Source organism: Candidatus Nitrososphaera sp. 86-2, from assembly GCF_056726185.1.
Map to the genome: position 1 here is coordinate 2,300,657 of NZ_JBWZON010000001.1, position 19,844 is coordinate 2,320,500.

18 protein-coding genes are annotated in these 19,844 nt (G+C 48.3%); 9 read left to right on the forward strand and 9 right to left on the reverse strand.

Features of this window, described 5'->3' with window-relative positions; genetic code table 11:
* Nucleotides 1–307 precede the first annotated feature (307 nt).
* The 5 genes from ACYOR7_RS13610 to ACYOR7_RS13630 all read left to right on the forward strand — a co-directional run bounded on the left by ACYOR7_RS13610 (nt 308) and on the right by ACYOR7_RS13630 (nt 7,234).
* The gene (locus ACYOR7_RS13610) at nt 308–493 is read left to right on the forward strand and encodes a hypothetical protein (RefSeq protein ID WP_479914268.1); all 186 of its coding nucleotides are present in this window, start codon (nt 308–310) and stop codon (nt 491–493) included.
* Between the two features lie 119 nt (nt 494–612).
* Nucleotides 613–1,488 carry a hypothetical protein gene (locus ACYOR7_RS13615; RefSeq protein ID WP_479914269.1) on the forward strand — a complete coding sequence of 292 codons (876 nt, stop codon included), beginning with the start codon at nt 613–615 and terminating at the stop codon, nt 1,486–1,488.
* Between the two features lie 26 nt (nt 1,489–1,514).
* On the forward strand, nt 1,515–2,273 hold the full coding sequence (locus tag ACYOR7_RS13620) for a hypothetical protein (RefSeq protein ID WP_479914270.1): 759 nt from the start codon (nt 1,515–1,517) through the stop codon (nt 2,271–2,273).
* A gap of 797 nt (nt 2,274–3,070) precedes the next feature.
* Nucleotides 3,071–4,027, forward strand: coding sequence for a hypothetical protein (locus ACYOR7_RS13625; protein ID WP_479914271.1), 957 nt, complete (start codon nt 3,071–3,073; stop codon nt 4,025–4,027).
* A gap of 792 nt (nt 4,028–4,819) precedes the next feature.
* Nucleotides 4,820–7,234: a chitobiase/beta-hexosaminidase C-terminal domain-containing protein gene (locus ACYOR7_RS13630; RefSeq protein WP_479914272.1), complete on the forward strand. Its 2,415-nt coding sequence runs from the start codon at nt 4,820–4,822 to the stop codon at nt 7,232–7,234.
* A 329-nt stretch (nt 7,235–7,563) separates the two neighbouring features.
* Here the strand turns inward: ACYOR7_RS13630 and ACYOR7_RS13635 are convergent, their stop codons facing one another.
* Both ACYOR7_RS13635 and ACYOR7_RS13640 read right to left on the reverse strand, forming a co-directional pair.
* Nucleotides 7,564–7,989 carry a PIN domain-containing protein gene (locus ACYOR7_RS13635; RefSeq protein ID WP_479914273.1) on the reverse strand — a complete coding sequence of 142 codons (426 nt, stop codon included), beginning with the start codon at nt 7,987–7,989 and terminating at the stop codon, nt 7,564–7,566.
* Nucleotides 7,986–8,195, reverse strand: a complete 210-nt coding sequence (locus tag ACYOR7_RS13640) for an AbrB/MazE/SpoVT family DNA-binding domain-containing protein (RefSeq protein ID WP_479914274.1) — start codon at nt 8,193–8,195, stop codon at nt 7,986–7,988. Before ACYOR7_RS13640 ends, ACYOR7_RS13635 begins: the two co-directional genes overlap by 4 nt.
* Before the next feature lie 355 nt (nt 8,196–8,550).
* Between ACYOR7_RS13640 and ACYOR7_RS13645 the strand changes: the two genes are divergently transcribed.
* Nucleotides 8,551–9,012: a universal stress protein gene (locus tag ACYOR7_RS13645; protein ID WP_479914275.1), complete on the forward strand. Its 462-nt coding sequence runs from the start codon at nt 8,551–8,553 to the stop codon at nt 9,010–9,012.
* Nucleotides 9,013–9,192: 180 nt separating this feature from the next.
* Nucleotides 9,193–9,450 carry a hypothetical protein gene (locus ACYOR7_RS13650; RefSeq protein WP_479914276.1) on the forward strand — a complete coding sequence of 86 codons (258 nt, stop codon included), beginning with the start codon at nt 9,193–9,195 and terminating at the stop codon, nt 9,448–9,450.
* A 630-nt stretch (nt 9,451–10,080) separates the two neighbouring features.
* On the opposite strand, the gene ACYOR7_RS13655 is transcribed toward ACYOR7_RS13650, so the two are convergent.
* The 6 genes from ACYOR7_RS13655 to ACYOR7_RS13680 all read right to left on the reverse strand — a co-directional run bounded on the left by ACYOR7_RS13655 (nt 10,081) and on the right by ACYOR7_RS13680 (nt 18,104).
* A complete protein-coding gene (locus ACYOR7_RS13655) occupies nt 10,081–11,586 on the reverse strand; it encodes a glycosyltransferase family 2 protein (RefSeq protein WP_479914277.1) in 1,506 nt (501 codons plus the stop codon).
* A gap of 2 nt (nt 11,587–11,588) precedes the next feature.
* Nucleotides 11,589–12,329 (reverse strand): polysaccharide deacetylase family protein, encoded by a 741-nt coding sequence (locus tag ACYOR7_RS13660; protein WP_479914278.1) that lies wholly within the window; start codon nt 12,327–12,329, stop codon nt 11,589–11,591.
* 58 nt (nt 12,330–12,387) lie between these two features.
* The gene (locus ACYOR7_RS13665; protein ID WP_479914279.1) at nt 12,388–13,308 is read right to left on the reverse strand and encodes a nucleotide sugar dehydrogenase; all 921 of its coding nucleotides are present in this window, start codon (nt 13,306–13,308) and stop codon (nt 12,388–12,390) included.
* Nucleotides 13,309–13,688: 380 nt separating this feature from the next.
* The gene (locus ACYOR7_RS13670; protein WP_479914280.1) at nt 13,689–14,765 is read right to left on the reverse strand and encodes a site-2 protease family protein; all 1,077 of its coding nucleotides are present in this window, start codon (nt 14,763–14,765) and stop codon (nt 13,689–13,691) included.
* A gap of 692 nt (nt 14,766–15,457) precedes the next feature.
* Nucleotides 15,458–16,345: an SIMPL domain-containing protein gene (locus tag ACYOR7_RS13675; RefSeq protein ID WP_479914281.1), complete on the reverse strand. Its 888-nt coding sequence runs from the start codon at nt 16,343–16,345 to the stop codon at nt 15,458–15,460.
* Nucleotides 16,346–17,831: 1,486 nt separating this feature from the next.
* The gene (locus ACYOR7_RS13680) at nt 17,832–18,104 is read right to left on the reverse strand and encodes a DUF3892 domain-containing protein (RefSeq protein WP_479914282.1); all 273 of its coding nucleotides are present in this window, start codon (nt 18,102–18,104) and stop codon (nt 17,832–17,834) included.
* Between the two features lie 741 nt (nt 18,105–18,845).
* Between ACYOR7_RS13680 and ACYOR7_RS13685 the strand changes: the two genes are divergently transcribed.
* Nucleotides 18,846–19,007: a hypothetical protein gene (locus ACYOR7_RS13685; RefSeq protein ID WP_479914283.1), complete on the forward strand. Its 162-nt coding sequence runs from the start codon at nt 18,846–18,848 to the stop codon at nt 19,005–19,007.
* A gap of 253 nt (nt 19,008–19,260) precedes the next feature.
* Here ACYOR7_RS13685 and ACYOR7_RS13690 read toward each other — a convergent pair whose 3' ends face one another.
* Nucleotides 19,261–19,461 (reverse strand): hypothetical protein, encoded by a 201-nt coding sequence (locus ACYOR7_RS13690; protein ID WP_479914284.1) that lies wholly within the window; start codon nt 19,459–19,461, stop codon nt 19,261–19,263.
* Nucleotides 19,462–19,613: 152 nt separating this feature from the next.
* Between ACYOR7_RS13690 and ACYOR7_RS13695 the strand changes: the two genes are divergently transcribed.
* The coding region (locus ACYOR7_RS13695; RefSeq protein ID WP_479914285.1) for a hypothetical protein at nt 19,614–19,844 on the forward strand (231 nt) is incomplete at its 3' end.

Consider the following 19,844-nt stretch of genomic DNA (forward strand, 5'->3'; position numbering starts at 1 on the left):
GTTGAAGTCTGTCCGTATGGCAGCAGTAATAATAATCACAGGCGCGGTGGCAATAGCCGCAATAATAGCAATCTTTGCACTGACAGGCGCAACTGCAACGACAATACCGGCACAGTGAAGCCTCGCCGCAAGACATTCTCCGCAGGCAACTTTAGTCGGTAACCGTTGTACAAAATAGCGGCAGCTGATTTCTTGCAAATGTAGAAAACAAAGGTCCGACGCCAGAGCACGCCGCGGCGTTTGCAGTGAAAAACCGGCTGAATCAAAACTGCGAGCCGCAGGGAATATAGTAGTTGCAAACTTTCAGGTGTCCCAGAAAGAAGACGGCAAGATCCAGTTGATCTTCTTTGCAAAGAACAGCATCAACCTGAACAAGGACACATCGTTTAGCATGACAAACGGAAACCACAACCTACTGCTGAAGTACAACAGCATAAGCGACAAGTTCTTTGCAAGTGGCAAGAACGTGCAAGCAAGAATCGACTTCTCCTAAAGGGGGGTCTGCACACCCTTTTTTTCGTCGCAAGCCGACGTTCTAGATCTTATATCTGATTTTAGACTCTAAAATTTCCCATCACATTACTTAAATCTTAAAAATATAACGCTGATCTGATGCAAAACATCACTTCAACAAAAGTTCTCCTGACGGCAGTTCTCCTAATAACTGTCGTAGGAATGATTTCGGCTTCTGCAATGCAGCCCGGCTTTGCGGCTGCCAAGAAGTCAAAGAAAAGCAGCAACAGCATAGACCTTGGAAACGGCGACGGCAACCACCGCAGCGTAAAGAGCGGCAACAACAGCATCAAGAGCGGCGGCACCGGTGGCGAGATAAACGCCTCCAAGAGCAAGGGCAATACAGACGATAAGGGCAACCACATTCGCGCGGGCAACGGCGACGGCGACAACCGCAGCGTTGAAACAGGCAACAACAGCATAGACGCAACCAAGAGCAACGGCCACGGAAAGAACAACATCAACCTTGGAAACGGTGACGGTGACAACAGGAGCGTAAAGAGCGGCAACAACGCTGTCAACGCAGGCTCAGGCAATGGCGACAATGAGATAAACGTTGGCAACGGTGATGGCGACAACCGCGGTGTACAGACCGGCGACAACACCATTAACGGTGGCGGAAGTCACGGCGACAATGAGATAAACGTTGGCAACGGTGACGGCGACAACCGCGGTGTAAAGACAGGTGACAACACAATCAACGGCGCTGCAAGCGGCCACGGCGACAACAAGATTAGCATCGGAAACGGTGACGGCGACAACCGCGGTGTACAGACCGGCGACAACACCATTAACGGCGGCGGCCACGGCGACAACAAGATTAGCATCGGAAACGGTGATGGCGACGGCAGAAGCGTGCAGACCGGGAGCAACAAAATCAACGGTGGCGGAAGTCACGGTGACAATGAGATAAACATTGGCAACGGCGACGGCGACCAGAGAAGCGTGCAGACCGGCGACAATAGCATCAACTAAAAAGTGACTGCAGGATGAAAAATAACGTGAAATCCAATGTCACGAGACTTGGTATCGGCTTGGCCGTGTTCTCCATAATGTGCGGAGCAATTGTTGGCATAAGCGGATCGTATGCTGCGTCAGCATACAACTGTCCACCTGCGGCTCCCTCGACTCCCCTGAACCTGCTGTCCTCTCACGGAACTGATGGCAAGAGCGCGCCAGACGGCACCCCGGGCGGCAACGGCGCTCCCGGAGGCAACCTGTCGATACACGGCAGCGGCGGCTCAAACCTGACCATTGGTAACATAGACAAGAGCGGCGGAAACGGAGGCGACGGCGTAAACGGCTCTCCGGGCGGAAACGGCGGCAAGGGCGGAGAGATTGTAATAGGCGGCGGCAACATCACCACCGGCAACACAGATGTTAGCGGAGGCGACGGCGGCAAGGGTGGCGGAAAAGGCGGAAACGGCGGTAGTGTGTCAATAGGCAACGGATGCGAAGGCGGAAACAACCACATCAAAACAGGCCACAACAACGCCAGCGGAGGTAAAGGTGGCGGAAACGGCGGCAGCATTGCAATTGGAAACAACAGCGGAAGCAACAACAGCATAGTAACAGGCGACAACGATGCAAGCGGCAAAGACGGCGGAAACGGCGGCAGCATCTCAATAGGCAACTCTAGCGGAAGCAACAACAGCATAGTAACAGGCGACAACAATGCAGGCGAAAACGGTAGCATCTCTATAGGCGGAAACGACAGCAGCGATAACAGCGTAGAAACAGGAAGCAACAGCATAAGCTGACAGACACACATATACACACACAAAAAAAGAAACTCTGATTCAGCATCGTGGTCCAAAATACCACGAGCTGAATCTTTTTACTCGATAGCTAGAAGTTTTAAAATTAGCATGTTTCGTGGCCTGACGGCATATTTCAACTCCAAGGGGAGAGGGAAGAGCAGACAACACGGACCAGCAGCAGGTCTCTCGCATTGATGGGTCTTGCAGAACTTACAGCAGACCTCACAGAATTACGCAATGATAGTCTAGGTAGTAATTGATCTAAATGGTTTTACAACCGACATTGGCTGGGTGCAGGCACAGTCGACACGGGCAAGACTGTAGACAACTCCAAGTCATGGACAGCAGAAGCAGCAGCAGACAACTACACGGTCAAGATATTCGTGTGGGACAACGTCAGCAGTACACTCCAATACCGCTGTCTGAAGTAACGTCCAGGACGTTCAGTGCAACGACGTAGCAAACAAAAAAAAGCATTGGGGAGACTACGTCCCTCCATTTTTCCCTTTTCCTTTTCATCTTTGTGTAAAGCCCAGCTCTTTTTGCACAAGTCGTAATGATCTCTCTCTCTCTCTCTCTCTTTCGACTGCGACGGATGCTGATCCCGTGCAGTAATATGCTGATAGACACTTACCTACAGAGTCTTCCATTTTCCTACATAGATACTAAATTTTTTAGATCTCCCTAATGTGGGATTAATAAGAATCAGGTCAGTACTACCTGAAATTTTCAAGATGATAATCTTACAGGCAGATCCTGCTCAAGGCTTTAAAAACATAATCGCATGTCAGCGCATAATGTCAAGTACTACAGCAGGAACAAGAAGAAAGTTGATCATCTTTTCCGTGCTAGCGCTAGGCGTTGCACTTGCATCGTCGACCATCGTGAGGCCGACAGCTGCATTTGCAAGCTCTAGCTACGGATACGGCGACGACAACAAGGATGGTCACGATCACAAATACACCAAGGACGATGTACGCCAATGGCTAAAAGACCACGAGGATGATTGCTCGGACAACCACATTTACCAATGGATATCCAAGCACTTCGACAAATGGGATGACGACCACAAGTCAAAATGGATCGTCAAGCACTTTCAATGGGTAGTCGACCACGTAAACTGCTCGGACGACAACGAGGACAACCATGACTACAAGTACTATGGCGACGACGACAGCAAGTACTACGGCGACAAGGAATACAGTAACTACGGCGACGACAACAACGACAACAACTACAGCTGCGACTGCAGCAACGATGATGAGAAGAGCAACTACAACCACAACAGCTACTACAACAGCAACAATGATGACAACAAGGACCACAAGTCATACGACGATAGCAGCAGCCACAAGGACTACAAGAACTACGACAAGTACAACAGCAATGATGATCACAACAAGGACAACAAATCATACGATGATCATGGCAAGGACTATAACAAGTCCAGCAAGAGTGACGATGACCACAAGAAGTACGACGACAACAAGGATTACAAGAAGTATAGTAAGGACAGCAGCAATGACGATGAGAAAGATCACAAATCCTATGATGATCACAAAGGAGACTACAAGGACAAGTACAGCAATGACGAGCACAAGGACAAGTCATACAACAACAATAACTATGATGACAACAACGGCAAGGACCACAAGGATTACAACAAGGACAACAAGAATGAAGAATATAACAAGGACAGCAATGTTGATGTCGCGGTCAACCTTCCACTGGCCAACATCGCAATCAGCAGCTGATCCAACAGCAAAAACGGGATCTCTCTCTCATAACTCGTCCAAAGAAACACGCGACATGTGTGTAGAAGAAGTAGGAGGATAGGCCAGAACGACGAAAGCCTTCCTGTCACTTTCTTTTTTCATTTTTTTCAATATTTTCTTCTCTGCTATCGACTCGTCACCTTGGGAATACAACGCACATATGCCTCCGGCATTACATTATGTAGGGCTATTTTTTCTTGCGCGGACGAGCGGCATAGCGGCTCGAAATCTCTTCCACACTTTTTCTACTTCTTCCATTTGGCGAAAGCAAGCAAAAGCTGCTCTGGTCAACCTCAGTCTAGTACTATACTACGATGCATGCAGTAAAATTATTCATGATTCCACTTAAGGTACAACAAGCGGTAACATACATCGATCCGGCTTGAATCAAAGACATGGCAATTATGGCGTGGATTCTGCATCTTTTCGCAATTCTTTTGGTATGCTCTGCTCGTTGCTTAGCATATTTTTGTATATAGAAGTATCATGTAACATGGAAACAGTTGTGCGTTATGTTGATGGTGCAAAAGTGTTCACTATGCAAACCCAATTATGCGCTTCCCTCGGCGGTCTACTTCTCTGATAAATCCCTGTCTGGACCAACTTTGTCTCTCCTTTCTCCTTCTCGTTGTACTTTCTACCCGCCTTTCCCTCTGATGCACATGTCGTCATGTACTTCTTCAACGGGGGATGATGAAAAGCCACACGAGCCCCCAAGTTATTCTGGCTTTCTTGATCAAAAAGAAGTAGTCGGGAGTGTTTTGTAATAGCATGACGATGATGATGGCGACGAGATTTATTTCGAACAAGCCTGCCCGGCGGCGCGACGCCTCTGCAGCTATAGTACTTGCAGCCATGCTCCTGGCTTCAACAACTGTGTTGCTTGCCGGCAACAGTTACCCGCAACAGGCTTTTGCCGCTCCCTGCAACTGCGTCGCCTTTAGGATCGACGACATTCAAGATTCCTGGATAAACAACGTCCAAGTCGCCGTGATGGACAAGTTCATCGCTCACAACCAAAAAGCCACCTTGGGTGAGATAATGAACTTCTTTGGCAATGACCAGCTTGTGGTTGACAAGACAAAGCAAGGAGGAAATGCAGGTCTCTTTGAGTATGCCCTGCACGGCTGGAATCACGATGATTATACTACTTTATCGCTGAGCCGGCAGCAGTCCGACTTGCAAATGGCAAACGACAAGATGCAGGCAATATACGGCAAAAAGACAAACATCTTCATCGCCCCCTACAACGTTTTCAATTCAAACACCCTGACTGCGATGAAGAATCTAAATCTACAGATCATAAGCGCAGATACGTTTGCCAGCTATTATGACAGTCACCCTTCAACTCCATTTATTACCAGCCCTGACAGCAACGGGATTTACCATGCTCCTGAAATAACTGCGTTTAGTGAGTGGACAAACAATCAGAACGTTCAGCAATCGGCCTCCAAAATCCTCTCTGACATTGACTCTAGCATATCCCAAAGGGGATGGGTGGTAGTTACAGTGCATCCGCAGGATTTTGCCAATTTTTCATCCAGCGGGGAAGCATTGAATTCTGTCAACCAGAATTCCATATCGCGCATCGATACAGTGCTGAATGGAATCAATTCGCGGGGCTATTCAATAAAGTCCTTCAATGAACTTGTGGGGCTGGCTTCTTCAGGAGGCGGTGGTGATACTACCCCGCCAGTAGTTACGGCATCGCCTCTCGGCGGCTCTTACTCTTCAGCGCAATCTGTCACCCTGAGTGCAAACGAGCCGGCAACAATATACTACACTACCAATGACAGCACACCCACAACGTCAAGCCCCGTCTACACTTCCCCGCTCTCCATTTCTTCTACAACTAATCTCAAATTCTTTGGTGTTGATAATGCCGGCAATGCAAGCCCCGTCACAACTGAAACCTACACAATTTCTAGCTCGTCATTTCCAGTAACTCACATGTCAGATACCACTCAGACGTTTGGTCTTGCGATGTACTCTGCGCAGCAAGCGCACATCGAGTTTGTGTCTTCCACATCGCAGCTTGTGGGAAAGAGCATTGACCAGCTCACAATACAGATGAGAAAGAATGGCTCCCCAACAGGCACGATACAGGTAGGGGTGTTCAATGCCGATTTGACTGTGAAAAAACTGTTTGGCACAAAGGATGCATCAACTCTGACCTCAACATACGCGGACTATACCTTCTTGCTTTCGAATAATGAGCTCTATACAATCCAGTCTGGCGACAGGATAGGAGTCAGATACGCTGGAGGCAGTTCGTCAAACTTTGTAGCAGTCATGCTTGATCACAATTCCGCAGACCCGTTTGACGGCGCAAACAGCTACAGGCAGCAATACTCCACATCGTCATCATCATGGACAAGCTTCACCACCGACGATATGTACATGATACTAAAGCAGACGCATGGTGCAGCGGACACTACGCCCCCAACGGTAACCGCCATGCCTGCAGGTGGAACATATACAACTGCTGTATCCGTCACACTTGCCGCCAACGAACCGGCCACGATATATTACACCACGGACGGCTCTACGCCAACTACTCAAAGCACCGTCTACACGTCACCGATACAAATCACCGCTGCAACCACCACTCTCAAATTCTTTGCAAAAGACACTGCCGGCAATGCAAGCCCCGTAAAGACCGAAACCTACACTATCAATTCCTCTCAATCCTTCCCAGTAACTCACATGTATGACACAACACAAACCTACGGCCTAGCCATGTACTCTTCTAGTACGCCCTCACACGTCGAGTTTGTGTCTTCTGCGTCGCAGATTGTGGGAAAGAGCATCGACCAGATAACGCTAAAGCTCAGAAAGACTGGCAGTCCCATGGGGACAGTACAGATAGGAATAATCAATTCTGACCTTTCGATGAAAAAGCTGTTTGGCACAAAGGACACCACAACCATCGCGTCAACGTACGCGGACTATGCCTTCAAGCTATCAAACAACGAGCTGTATACGATACAGCCTGGCGACATGATCGGCATCAAATACACTGGCGGAGATTCGTCCAACTTTATTGCCGTGATGGTTGACCGGGACCCTACCGATCCGTTCGACGGTACAAACTCGTACAGACAGCAGTTCAGCGCCTCTGCCAACTCGTGGGCTAGCTTTACACCCGATGATATGTACATGATACTGGTACAGACGCATGGATGATAACGACGACGGTGGTGGTGACGATGAAACCGGCAGACCAGAATCCATGAGGTCTCTCTTTATCTGCCTCTATCTGCCTCATGCACAACGTGATTAGCTTGCTCCTTCGAGTTGTGTAAGCTTTTTGCAGTTCTTCGCCCCAGCCCCCACCTTTCTCTCTCACACACACTCTCTCTCACACTCTCTCTCACACTCTCTCTCACACTCTCTCTCACACTCTCTCTCACACTCTCTCTCACACTCTCACACACACACTCTCTCACACACACTCTCTCACACACACTCTCACTCACACTCTCTCTCACACTCTCACATTCTATTTCGAGATGCTAGGGCAGAAAAACGACGTCTTTGCCAAAATCCTTGAAATGCGGATCGCCGGTCACAAAGTAGCAGCCAAGCGCTTTGGCGACGGCGTAGTTTAGCGAATCCAGCATACCCCAGCCCTTTACCTTCTTTTTCTGCTCAAAGTTCAATTCGCCGGCCAGGTATGCTACCTGTTCGTCGCATGGGTAAATTTCGGTTTTGTTTCTGATGAATCTGATTACATGCTGTATCTTGGACTGATCGGTTCCCTCCCTCAGGAGCCTTTCTGTCAGCTCTGCGACCGCCGTCGCTGGCGTCACAAGCCGGCCGGATGTCTTGTCTAGGAGTCCGGCTACTCTCTCTGCACCTGTGCCTCCGGCCAAATAGTCTATCCAAGCATAGGTGTCAAAGACGTGGCCTGCAGAGCCAGTCTTGCCTCTGGAGCTCAAACCCTGTCGGTCCCATGCTCGCGTTCAAAGGTCAGCCCTGGAAACATACCCCTTATGTCCTTGGCTTGTCTTGCCGCCGGCTCGATGTCCTTTATTATCAAGGTGTCACCTTCTCTCACCTGCATGCTGTCCAGAACTTTTTTGGAGATTATCACGCCATAGCTCGTGCCTATCTTCCTCACTCTTACCTCCAGTGGTTTTTTCATTATATTGCTATTATAATTTAACATTATAATAAACTTGATCGATAGTTCACTTGACAAGGACACACGCTGCTTGCTCGATTATCTTTCGGTCCTGTTGCATACCAAGCTGCTCCATGCTGTCCATCCAGGTATCCGCCTCATGATGTCGAATCTCACATATGGGTGCATTTTGCTATCTGAGCTTTAACGTACTGCAGTATTCTACCGATATCTCTGCCTTTGTATTGGTGACTTTGTTGTCATCACGACCTTCAATTTCCTTCTAAAAAAATGACATTTCTTTTACACGGTAGGACTGCAAGGCAATACACTGCAACCGCCCTACTTAAAAGAGCCAGCACCGGGAGCTACCTCCGTGTCAACCCAAAATTTCTCGAGAATACTCGTGCCAGTAGACGGATCTAGAGAATCCATGGAAGCAGCTGACTTGGCCATAGGCGTCGCAAAAAAATATGGTGCTCAAATCACGACAATTCACATCATAAACATTGATCAGTACATCCAAGCCTTGGGGTTTTACAGGGTAAATTATCCTGATACCATAAAAAAGAAGGTTGAAGAAGCAAAGCAGGAAGCATCAAGATGGCTCGCAGAAATACAGAAGAAAGGAGAGCATGAACAAGTCAAAATAGGCACAGACATAATTGACACGTCCCTCTCTGTAGTGGGTTCAATAGTAAATTATGCAGAGCGGGAGCATGTGGACCTAATCGTCATAGGCACTAGAGGGAGGTCCGGTTTTGCAAAACTGCTGCTGGGTAGCGTGGCATCAGGTGTAGCCACTTATGCTCCTTGTCCTGTAATGGTGGCAAAATGAACGGAAAAGAAAGAAAAAGAAGACTCTCTTGCTTTCTCTCTCTGTGCTGTCTGCAGGCAGGGTACGTATCTCTCTTCTCCTGTTTGGATGAGAAAGGAAGTTACATGTTTTTCTGAGAACTATGTTACCAGTGATTTTTAAGTAGGGAGCGTGCATGTATGCTCAGAGGTTTTTAGGTATATGAGGCTATTTGGCTGGAAACCAAAAGGCAAGATGTATAGCCTGAGATGCGGCCAGTGCGGGGAAGGCTTTCTTTCAAGCTACCAGCTTGAAGCGCCAATCTGCGGCAAGTGCTTGCAAAAGGCAAAGTCGCTCAACTCGACCATAGAGCATGAGAAGAAGTGTCTAGGTTGCGGCTCTCAGGGCGTGATCTACGGAAAGCAATATTGCTATTCCTGCTATTTTGGATTCAGAAACAAGGATCAGCTGCAGCAGTAGTAGTACTGTGGTAGCGACAGCAGTTATAAGAGAAACTGCTTGGCCCAATCAAACGCAATTAGAATAACAGCGACAAAAATAATACAATATCTTGTAGCAGGCCCTGCTTATTCAAGAATTTGAATCAAAACTCATTTTAGCAATTGATTCTTAATTCGATAGCATGTTGCATACTTTTGGAATAGCTCACATCCGTACGGCGTTAGCTCGTGTTATGGCCAACAGAGAGAACAAGGAGAGAAAGCTGTGCGATGTTTGCAACCAGCGTTTTACCACATTTGAGGCCACCGAAGAACATAGGAGAAAAGCGCACCCCGAAGTGGCAGTGTAGCCCGGCGCCAGATAGGAAAATCAGATTCTTCTTGTTTTTGATTTTCTCAACAGCCGTGTGCGTTGGTGCGCGTGTGTGTGCGCTTGCTTGCTTGGTTGCTTGCAAACTAACATGATTTGGTCAATGTAGCGTAGTAGTGTTAGAGTTAGCACTTATGCGGATTGATTCCCACATAGCTTTGGCCCGCTCGAAAGGTATATCATGGCTGTGGATTGTGTGCCCCATGAACTGCTCTCTCCCTTCAAGCGTAATGTCGCAATAGTGGCATTTTGTTGGAAGCAGAGTCTGCATATCTTTCTTCAGCGGGTCCCCCATTCGTTTTTGCGCAGGCTCCAGAGAGCAGGGAAGATTAGCCAGCTCAGAACGAATGCCGCAAGCATATTCTCAAGAGTCTTGTAGTACCAGTTCCTTGAGCTTGGGTCGCGGAACTTGTAGTCGGCGCCCTGCGCAAGGCCCATCAACACCAGGCTGAGAAACAGCAGAAACGGCACCCAATAGTTGCCTAGCACGAGTGGCTCGTAAATGAATGCCACTGTTATCAGCAACGGGCTGATAAAGGTGTGCATGAATTCCATGTAAAAGATGAGAAACGCCATGACGGGGTTTCTGCGCCAGAAAAAGGCGCTGACGAAAAAGTTTACGCGCAAAGTCCCTTTCTTCCAGCGCTTTTGCTGCTTTACAAAAACCTTCATCTTTTCCGGCACTTCGGTATATACGATGGCGGTGGGGACATAAACTGCCTTCCATTCCAAAAGCGCTTGCCCCGTGAGGCCCCGGTCCTCAGCGTCGTCATAGCGGGCCACCCACTTCATGATTCTTGCTGCCGCCGCTCCTGGCGGTGGATGAGGGGCCATGATATCCCTTATCTTGTTTGGCGAAATGACGTACGATGTCATCTCCCTGTCGTCGGCTATCGGCGTCTTGGCTGAACTCCAGTACGGCAAATAGTTGGCAATCGCCTCGCGCCTGTAGCCGGAGAGGCAGCCAGAGCAGCACATGACGCTTCCAAAATAGCTCTCGGCGGACTTGCGGACGTTGAACGAGTTGTCGTACCAAACGTCCTGGCATTTTGTAAGCGCGTTCTTGTCGGCGTTCCACACCTTGGCGTGTCCCACCACTGCTCCAACTTGCGAGTCGCCCTTGAACGCCTTCAATAGTTCTACTATGGCGTTTCTGTCCACTATGCTATCAGAGTCTATGAATATCAAGAATTTCCCCTTGGAATTATAAAACGCGGAAGCGATCGCCTTGCGCTTGCCCTCGTTCTTCTTGTGGATAACCTTTAGCGTAGGGTATTTTGATGCAAGCCTGTTTAGGATCTCTCTTGTAGCGTCCTTGCTGCCATCGTCAATGGCAACTACTTCGAGGTTCTTGTACGTGGACTGGAACACGGCGTCCACCACCGACTCTATCATGGCCTGCTGATTATAGACGGGTATGATGACTGTAACTAGGTCGTCTCCAATTTTGCCACTGGCAGGCAACTTGAAGAATATCCATCCTACGGCAAGCGCAGTGAGCGAATGGAGAGGAAATATCACACTTGCAAGGATGAACCAGTCGTTCATCTGCAGACTAATCTGGATGGTATACGCGATGGTGGCCAGCATGGCGAGGATTGTTACCAATCTGACCGCCCAAGCTTTCTTGCTGACGTGGATTCGGCCGCTTTTTCCTATCTTTTGCTGCGGCGGCGTTGGTTTTGGAGCCGGAGAAACTGATGGTGACGACGAGGACGAAGAGGATGACGACGACGACGATGGTGATTGGATTTGAGGCCCGCGCGGGTCTGGCTCTCCGATCATGGCTACGCGTTCCTCACAGTAAGGTCAAGGCCCGTCAGTTCAGAGGCATTTACAAGGTTGATGCTGCTGTTCTTAAGAGCGACCACCAAGCTTTCTATCTCGTTTATCTGTGTCCTGCTGTCGATGTCTATCATAACCGGCGAGCGCGTGTTCAAGAGCTGGTGCACTTTGTCTGGCGACTCTTCACAACTGCCGCATGACGCAAGGTCGTACTTGACGAACTGGCCGCCCTCGAACTTGTTATATTGCGAAGAGTAGGAAAAGTCGGCTGCGATGCCAGAGTTTGTAAGGAGAGAGTAGATGTTCTGGTCCGTCGCGCCATAGGGTGCCTTGAATATCTTGGAGTTTATGTTGCCGGCTGTGTCGACTGCATCCTTGCCGTGCTTGACCTCGTCGAGGGCCTGTGTATAGTCTTTCAGAGAGGGCAATGCGACGTAGCTGTAGGTCTGGCTCCCGATGTCTATTCCAGAATAGGCCGCAAGCGCAGTCACGCAGCTTGGGTTTTGCTCTGCAACCTTGCCCGTGACAAACACGGTCGCCTTGACGTTGTGTCTGGCAAGTATGGAGGAAAGGTCCTTGCACCACTGCGGCACGTTCTGGCCGTCTACTACCGAAAATGACAGCATGACGGGCGGTGGCTTGTCCCGCTCTAGCGTGTGCATATAAGCTGGACCTATGGCCAAAATCACGCCTATCGCTATTGTGAGAGTAGTCGCGATAGCCCCGAGATGCGCCAGTTTCATGTATGGTGCTTTCTCCCTTTCCCTTTTCCTTTCTCACTCTATGTTTTTCGTATCACTTTTAATGCAACTGTTGTCGCTGTTGTTGCTGCAGAGATGGGACTATGCCCGGAGGTACTGGGTAGCCGATGTGCGACCTATATTCGTCGTCCACCTTTTTCGCCGCGTCGATTATGCTTGTCTCAAGTAGGTTCTTTGACAAGTTGAGGAACATCTGACTATCCTTTGGCAGGCAGTGGCCGCCGATTCCTTCTCGGGGCTCCAGCACCTCGATGTTCCACTTTGTGTTGATGGCACTTCTCAACTCTTGAAACTCTATGCCGGACCTGTCGCAGAACATCTTTAGCTCCTCTGCAAAGGCTATCTCCATGAAGCGGTAGCTGTTTTCTACAATCTTGCACATCTCGGCTACATCGACTGACTCGACAGGGTGGAGCGGGATGTCCAGCATGTCGCCATAGAACTGGCGTGCCTTGTCGATGCAGCACGGCTCGCATCCGCCGATAACTCTGGTTTGGTTAACCCCATGGTCGTGCTTTTCAGGGCCGTAGAACCTGTGTGGTACATGTACGACGTGTAGCCGGTGACCGAGAATCTTCTTGACCTTTTCCGATGTACCTCTTGTAATGGTGCTGTCAATCCCGACCAAAGCGCCCTGCTTGCCCTCGTACGAAAGCTGCCTTGCTATCTCAAACAATCCATCAAGGTACGGCTGGAACATGTCTTCCGGCCTATGAGTGGAGATGCAGATGATGTAATAGTCATAGCCGGCAAAGTTGGTTGCCTTCTTTCTGATGACCTGGTCGTCCAGCGCGCGCTGGATGGCCTTTTCGCTAATGTCATAGCCGTCAACTGTCAATCCCTTCATTGTCATGTACTCTGCGTTGCTGTATCCTATCTGGCCAAGGCCTACGATCAGAACCTTGCTTTTGTTCTTTGAGAGGGCGGTGGAGGTTGAGGTGGTGGTGTTTCTGTTGCTCATATAGATGCAAGCTAGCAACAGAATAAAATTTAGTAAAAAGAATTGTGGATTAACATTACGGGGAAATATTATAGAGACAGGCTCCTTATTTGGGAACAAATGATAAAGATTGCGATTTATGTGTGCAAAAGTTCTCTATATTATCTATGGATTTTGCAAAACTCACAATAATAGCTGCCATCCTGCTGGGACGCGATATGTGGATGCATTAAATGGCTGTTTTGGATTCGAAGGCAAAAAGATCCGAGAGGCCCAATAACATACGTTGCGCACACACATATATCATACATCATTGATCTCTTGTAGCGGGAAAGAAAGTGTGCATGTGTGCGTATGTTTGCATCTAGATCGTTAAACTGACTTTTGTTTATTTCCCGTCTTTACTCTGTAGCAGCACCGGCAGTCTTTGAATATTCCTGCCTTTCACTTGCGACGTTTAGCAGGTCCGTCTTGGTGACTATGCCAAGCAGCCTGCCTTTCATGTCGCATACAAAGATCTTGCCGCTGCGGCTTTTGGTCATCTTTCGGACTGCTTCGTCTCCCCTGACGTCCGGGCCAATGACGTTGAGTTCCTCAAGGGGAATCATTGCCTCTCCGACGGTCAACTCTTGTCTTTTATGCTCATCAATTTCCATTACCCTTTTCAGAGTTATCATGCCAAGAAGCTTGCCATCGACACTGTCCGTGACGGGAAACGCACTTTTCATATAGACAGAAAAGTATCTCTGCAGCGATTCTTGCAGGGTGGTTTCTGGCGGGATGGCGATAAACCCCGCATTCATGATGTCTCTTATCCTCACCTTTGAAAGAATCGCAGTCAGCTCGTACTGGTACCGATAAGACTGCGCCCCACTTTGAAGAAACCAGCCAAGAAGTATCAGCCACATACCGCTGATAAAACTGCTAGTCAGAATCGTGAGAAAACCTATTCCCATGAGGGCATAGGATATTGCAACACCCACCTTGACGGCAGTATCCGTAGCCTTGTCAAAGTTCCGCCCCGTTCTCCTTACAAGGGCGGCGCGCAGTATTCTGCCTCCATCCAGAGGAAAGGCTGGCAGCAAGTTGAACGCACCCAAGAGCGCATTGATGATTGCACCGTACAGCATTATCCCTTCAAAAACAGGTACCGTACCGATTGCTGCAGATGCCGCCCACAAGCCTGCAAAGACTGCGGAGAGAATGAAACTTGTAGCAGGGCCTGCAAAAGCTATCATGAATTCTTTGCGAGGGTTTTGGGGCTCTTCCTCAATGTCTGAAACGCCTCCAAAAATAAAGAGCATTATCTGCCTGACCTTCATGCCAAATTTTGCTGCTAAAATTGAATGCGACAGCTCGTGCAAGAGTACAGATACAAACAGCAGTATTGCACCTGCCATACCCATGGCCCAGTACTCCGAGGTGGTTAGGCTCGGAAAGAATTGTGGCATAAAGCTGGTCGCCAGCGACCACGTCACTAGCAAGAACACGATAAGCAGTGTAAAATGTAGGCGGATGGGAATGCCATTGATGCGACCGATTTGAACAGACATGTCTCTCGAGAAGTATTCTTTCCTCCTTTTCTCCCTCTCTTTCTCTTTCGATCATATATTGACAAAAATATCTTAAATTAGTTTCAGAGGCTTATTTCACTTGCCAAATTGGTAAATAAGATAATAATTGATTCTTCTCGTGAAAGAGTAAGATTCTGAACATAATATTCAAGTCCGGTCCGCGTCGCGAGCTATCCCACGAGTGCCTCGTAGCTCATCGTCAGAGCGTGGTAGAAGCGAGATTAATTTTTACACTCCCAGCTGGTCAGCTAAATTCGGGGATTCTTGAAACTAGCAATCAAAATACAAAAGCACGTTAGAACACAATTCTTGCGCTTCAAGCTGACCCCGGAAGGAATAAACCATTATCATAACTAACCCGATAACAACCTGTCAGCCTAGTGTTTTACCTCAATATTTTATGAGTAAGCCATTGTTGCTTAAGCTCACTTTGTAGGGCGTGCCGCGTAGTAGCCTAACTGACAGCGAGAAAAGGAGAAGCAATGATTTGCTTCAAAGCTACGCACTACTAAAGCAGCATTGTGGACTGTGGGGTCAGGGATCGCAGGGAAGTCAAGACCCAAAAAAAGAAGAGGGAGGGGCGAAAAAGCATATTCCTATGCCTTTTCGATGACGAACGTAACGAACACGGTTGCCTTTACTGTCAGACCCGAGGGTGCCTGTATGGAAGCATTGTTGCCGCCCGCCCCACCGAACGAGAACTCAGCCGAGCGTCTTGCGCCCGGTGACTGCGGCTGTTGCTGGTCCGTTGTCGAGCTTACCTGAGAGGTCATGGTCTGGACGTCTACCACCTTTACTCCAAGATCGTGCGCAAGCGAGTTTGCCTGCTTTGTCGCAGTTTGTATTGCGTTGTGGACCAACGCGTTTTCCGTCTGCGAGCGCACCGAGTCAGAGATTCCAAAATCGACGCTTGTTACCCGATTGGCCCCTGCTGCAACTGCCCTGTCGATTACCTGGCTTATGTTTTCAATCCTGGGAGTCTTAACCTGGATGCTGTTGTCCACACTGAACCCCGTCAATAAGGGTGGACTTATTTGATAGTTGTAATCTGGAGATATGCTGAAGTCAGTGGTTTGCGTCTGGTTCTCAGGAATGCCAGCCTTGAGGATTGCTGTGCGCACCTGGTTCGTGACGGCGGTGTTGTTTCCAAGCGCATCGTGCGCCTTTTGCGCCTCGGTGTGCACCACAAAGACTGCGGTGACTTCGTCCGGCTTGACCGTTGTAGACGCGGTGCTAGTGAGCGTTAGGATGTGCTCGCCTCTTGCAAACACTGTAGAGTTGCTGGTAATTGCCTGCTGCTGCGCACTCGCGCTCGGGGGCGTGCTGAGCGTGGCGCACTGGATAAGCGTGCCGATTGTATTTGCAGGCTGACTCGGAGGTGCACTTGACTGGGCGCTGCAGCTTGGCAACGAACTAATAGAGGGAAGAACCGCTGCGGCAAACGCGGCGAGGATGATAGCGTACTTTACACTACTTGACATCATGTCAAATAGTAACCCGGTCGTCAGATGTTGAAAAGGGTATTGAACAAAAAGAAGGGAGAGAGGTTAGATGGCAGTCTTACGTGTTGACCGTCACTCCTAGAAGGTAGTGCAGGTTTAGGGTGGGAAATGCGCCCGCTACAAGCCATAAATGCACATTCAACGCAGAGTTCTGCGCCTCAAAATTATCTAGTTAGTACTTTTTCCGAATTTCCACCCACTCTAGCACTTCGCTAGCTGAAGTTAGGGCCAGTTAACCATTTTCAAGATTCAATAACTCTGATACATCCTGCAGGCTCTAGGGAGTCATTGCATGAATCTTAAGTACAATTTCTCTGAATAAGAATTGCCGAAAAATCGAATACTCTTGGACCCTGCGCCCTCTGCCCCCCAAGTGCGTCTGACACCGTTCTACTTTCCCGCATGAGGGCGCAGGATTTACAGTCGCTGCTACTATTTACCGGTGTCACCAAACCTAAACACCTCAATAAGGTAACAATCGGTAGTGGTACGAGCTCAGCGAATAGGATGAGCTTCTAAAGTTTGTCTACTCAGCGAATATCTAGTTTCATCCTCAATTGAATGTAGTGCACGCGCGCACACATTCGCCGAACGTCCGTACTCGCGCCCTCCCTACATGCACACCTGATAGACATGGCATGACTACTTGCGTCTAATTGGAGGGCGCGGGCATATTCTATTTCTTTCTGACGCTTTAAAATTAAAAGGCCAGGAGCCCGATAACTGGATCACCACCACGCGAACCATCTTGTCGGGCTTGCCTGACCCTGTGACATTGTTCGGAGTTGTCGAATCTTAAAACTATTTCCGTCGCGGCGGGTAGATAAATTCTTGGAGTACAACTGAGTTTTCATAATACAATTGCATAAAATTATTGCGGTACACTAAATGCTAATCTAAATATATAAGAATTATATATTTATGAGCGAGAGCCCTCTTGCATCTATGATATTAGTCTCTTGAAGAATAGTTCGAATACCACGAAAGGATCACCACCATCCGGCCCGCGCTTCTCTTTGACGGTACAAGAGCCTTCATGCGGGGGCGCGGGCACTTGATGCAAAAATAAAGAGAACAAGAAAGGCCAGGGATGGCTGGCACAAATTGCAAGTCTTTACCTGCCGCAAGCCAGCCCGAGCCTGACCCCAGAGAGAATTTGGCATTCTCAATTTTGCATTCACACATTTAAGGAAAGGATGTGAAAGAATTGAGACAGTCGCGACAACATATCTACACACTTGTAGCTTTTCCTAAATGATTAAAGCTGTAGATAGTAACTCTTCCTAGGATGTCGCAGAACATTCAGGCTGCCTCTTCTTTTCCTAATCATACATCGCCTCAAGCTTGCGCAGCTACTCGCCGCTAATCGTGACCGTCATCGTCAACGTCTCCTTTATTCATACCAAGGTTTCGACGAGAAATCTTACAAGCATTTCGTCGATAGAGGCTTAGAGGTTTACACGTTTCTTTACCTGCTGTCCATATGCACTTTGCAGCTTTGAAGCTCTGCCAGATTGTTTTCTTCTATTCCATCAGCCGCCGTCGTGATGTATTTGCGTCGTCCCTTTTGCACATGTCTCACTGGGACTTTTACGCCATTCTCTTCAGTGTAGAATGCGTACTTGTTGGTTGCAATCCAGTTCCAGATCTGCTCCACTGTAAATTGGTCGACTCCTATCGCTACCTTTGAAAGGTGTCCCGACGCGTCAAGTACTTTGCAGCGAATTTGGAATTCTTCCATAACTAGATCAGGAATAAGCTTCTTTATAAGGATAAAAGATGCCACTCTCCCTAGTAAGAAAAGTGGTTTTCACGCAACTGCGTCATACTGTGCCTGTATCCGTGGTTATGCCCGCGCTTACAAAAGAATCCCTTTCTCAAAGGTCGTGTTCCGATCCTGCTATCGCAGGACAGACATGTTGGCGCAAAAGGTGCAATAACGGTAATTGGAATGCCTGTATGACCCTTGTGTCTAAGAATCCATCGCGCAGAAAAATCTTGCCAATGCAATTGTGTGCAGCAGTAATAGCAAATTCCTTGATAATAATCAAAAATCTCGGCGCGAGCAAAGGTATCCAGAAGAGGCTTCTTTTGTCTCTGGCTTTTGCGTTTTTTTGTTGCTTGTTTTAGACTGTTCTTTATCATGTGAGCTCGCCTTATTGTAGATGATCGCTACTGCTGTTGCAGCGGCCGCGCGCCCTGCAGGCAGGTCAAGAAGTTTTTCCTGCTGCCATATTGATAATGAAGATGTGTATTTTATGCTGCCAATGCGGAAAAAGATGTCAGTGATACGCCATTTAGGGTAATTCATCATCAGCTGTTGTTCATAGGATGAGGTGCACTGCGATGCATATATCTTGAGACTTCTTTATCTGTTCGAAATACGAGGGAGAAGAGCAAGTGAGGAGTAGAATGGAGGAAACGATAGATGATAGGAAAATCTGAACACGAAGGCTCGATATGTGAATGTGCGTGTGCATGTGTGAGCGCGCCGTCTTTCAGTTCTGACCCTCTACACTCGATGGAGGGAGTGGAGTTTGAACTCCCGGTCTCGTGCCCTCATGGCTCGTCGCCCCTGACGGGCGACTCGTCCTCAGAGCAGGACGATTATGGCATTCAATCATGGTTCATGTACGCCTACTAGAAGGTTATTATAGGGCATTCCATTCGACAAATGTTGCATATATCCACTGCGGGATTGTGCCCGAAAGTCATAAGGAATGTGGCTGGCTGGTAGGGCACAATCTTGCTCAATTCACGACTTGTCATTCTCGCATTCCAACGACCATTTGGCCCTCAATAGCTGCCGCAAGGCGTGGGCTCGCCATCAGCCATTGCCGCAACGGTAGGAAAAACTGACTGCCTATTAGACATAGTTAATCAGTAGTTTCTAACTACTATCCTTTGTCTTTCTCTCTCATTGATACATAATAGTCCTGAAAACTGACTAGTCCAATAGAAAAGATATAGAACTGCCCAAACTTTGTAAGAAGTTTATCTGAAAATGATAGCTTGTCTTCCTGCTTGTCACCCGCAGCGGTTGATATTCGGCGCAAGGCGATTAAAATACTTGGAAGCTGATTCCCGCCGATCCTCAATGCTCTTACCGGTTAATCGCAAGATTTAAACCAAGTCAAGTGGGTAATTTGGTCACCCGCACGCACATTTTGTACTCATTATCATCATGAATCAACGCTGAATTGGGCCTTTCCTAGTTCTAGAAGCTTATACTAGTAGCAGATGAACTAAAATGTCTACGTACCGCAAAGCCGGTGACAAGTCGAGAATTGCCATCATTGCATTAGTAGCGATACTGGGAGTTGGTTTTGTTATCTGCCAGCCTGCACTTGCAGCTAACAATGGCAACGGAAACAATGGCAACGGAAACAATGGCAACGGAAACAATGGCAACGGAAACAATGGCAACGGAAACAATGGCAACGGAAACAATGGCAACGGAAACAATGGCAACGGAAACAAT

Coding starts and splice junctions, on each gene's coding strand:
- ACYOR7_RS13675 (WP_479914281.1), bottom strand. CDS start 16,345: ATGATGTCAAGTAGTGTAAAGTACGCTATCATCCTCGCCGCGTTTGCC.
- ACYOR7_RS13655 (WP_479914277.1), bottom strand. CDS start 11,586: ATGATCGGAGAGCCAGACCCGCGCGGGCCTCAAATCCAATCACCATCG.
- ACYOR7_RS13665 (WP_479914279.1), bottom strand. CDS start 13,308: ATGAGCAACAGAAACACCACCACCTCAACCTCCACCGCCCTCTCAAAG.
- ACYOR7_RS13650 (WP_479914276.1), top strand. CDS start 9,193: ATGAGGCTATTTGGCTGGAAACCAAAAGGCAAGATGTATAGCCTGAGA.
- ACYOR7_RS13615 (WP_479914269.1), top strand. CDS start 613: ATGCAAAACATCACTTCAACAAAAGTTCTCCTGACGGCAGTTCTCCTA.
- ACYOR7_RS13640 (WP_479914274.1), bottom strand. CDS start 8,195: ATGAAAAAACCACTGGAGGTAAGAGTGAGGAAGATAGGCACGAGCTAT.
- ACYOR7_RS13625 (WP_479914271.1), top strand. CDS start 3,071: ATGTCAAGTACTACAGCAGGAACAAGAAGAAAGTTGATCATCTTTTCC.
- ACYOR7_RS13630 (WP_479914272.1), top strand. CDS start 4,820: ATGACGATGATGATGGCGACGAGATTTATTTCGAACAAGCCTGCCCGG.
- ACYOR7_RS13660 (WP_479914278.1), bottom strand. CDS start 12,329: ATGAAACTGGCGCATCTCGGGGCTATCGCGACTACTCTCACAATAGCG.
- ACYOR7_RS13680 (WP_479914282.1), bottom strand. CDS start 18,104: ATGGAAGAATTCCAAATTCGCTGCAAAGTACTTGACGCGTCGGGACAC.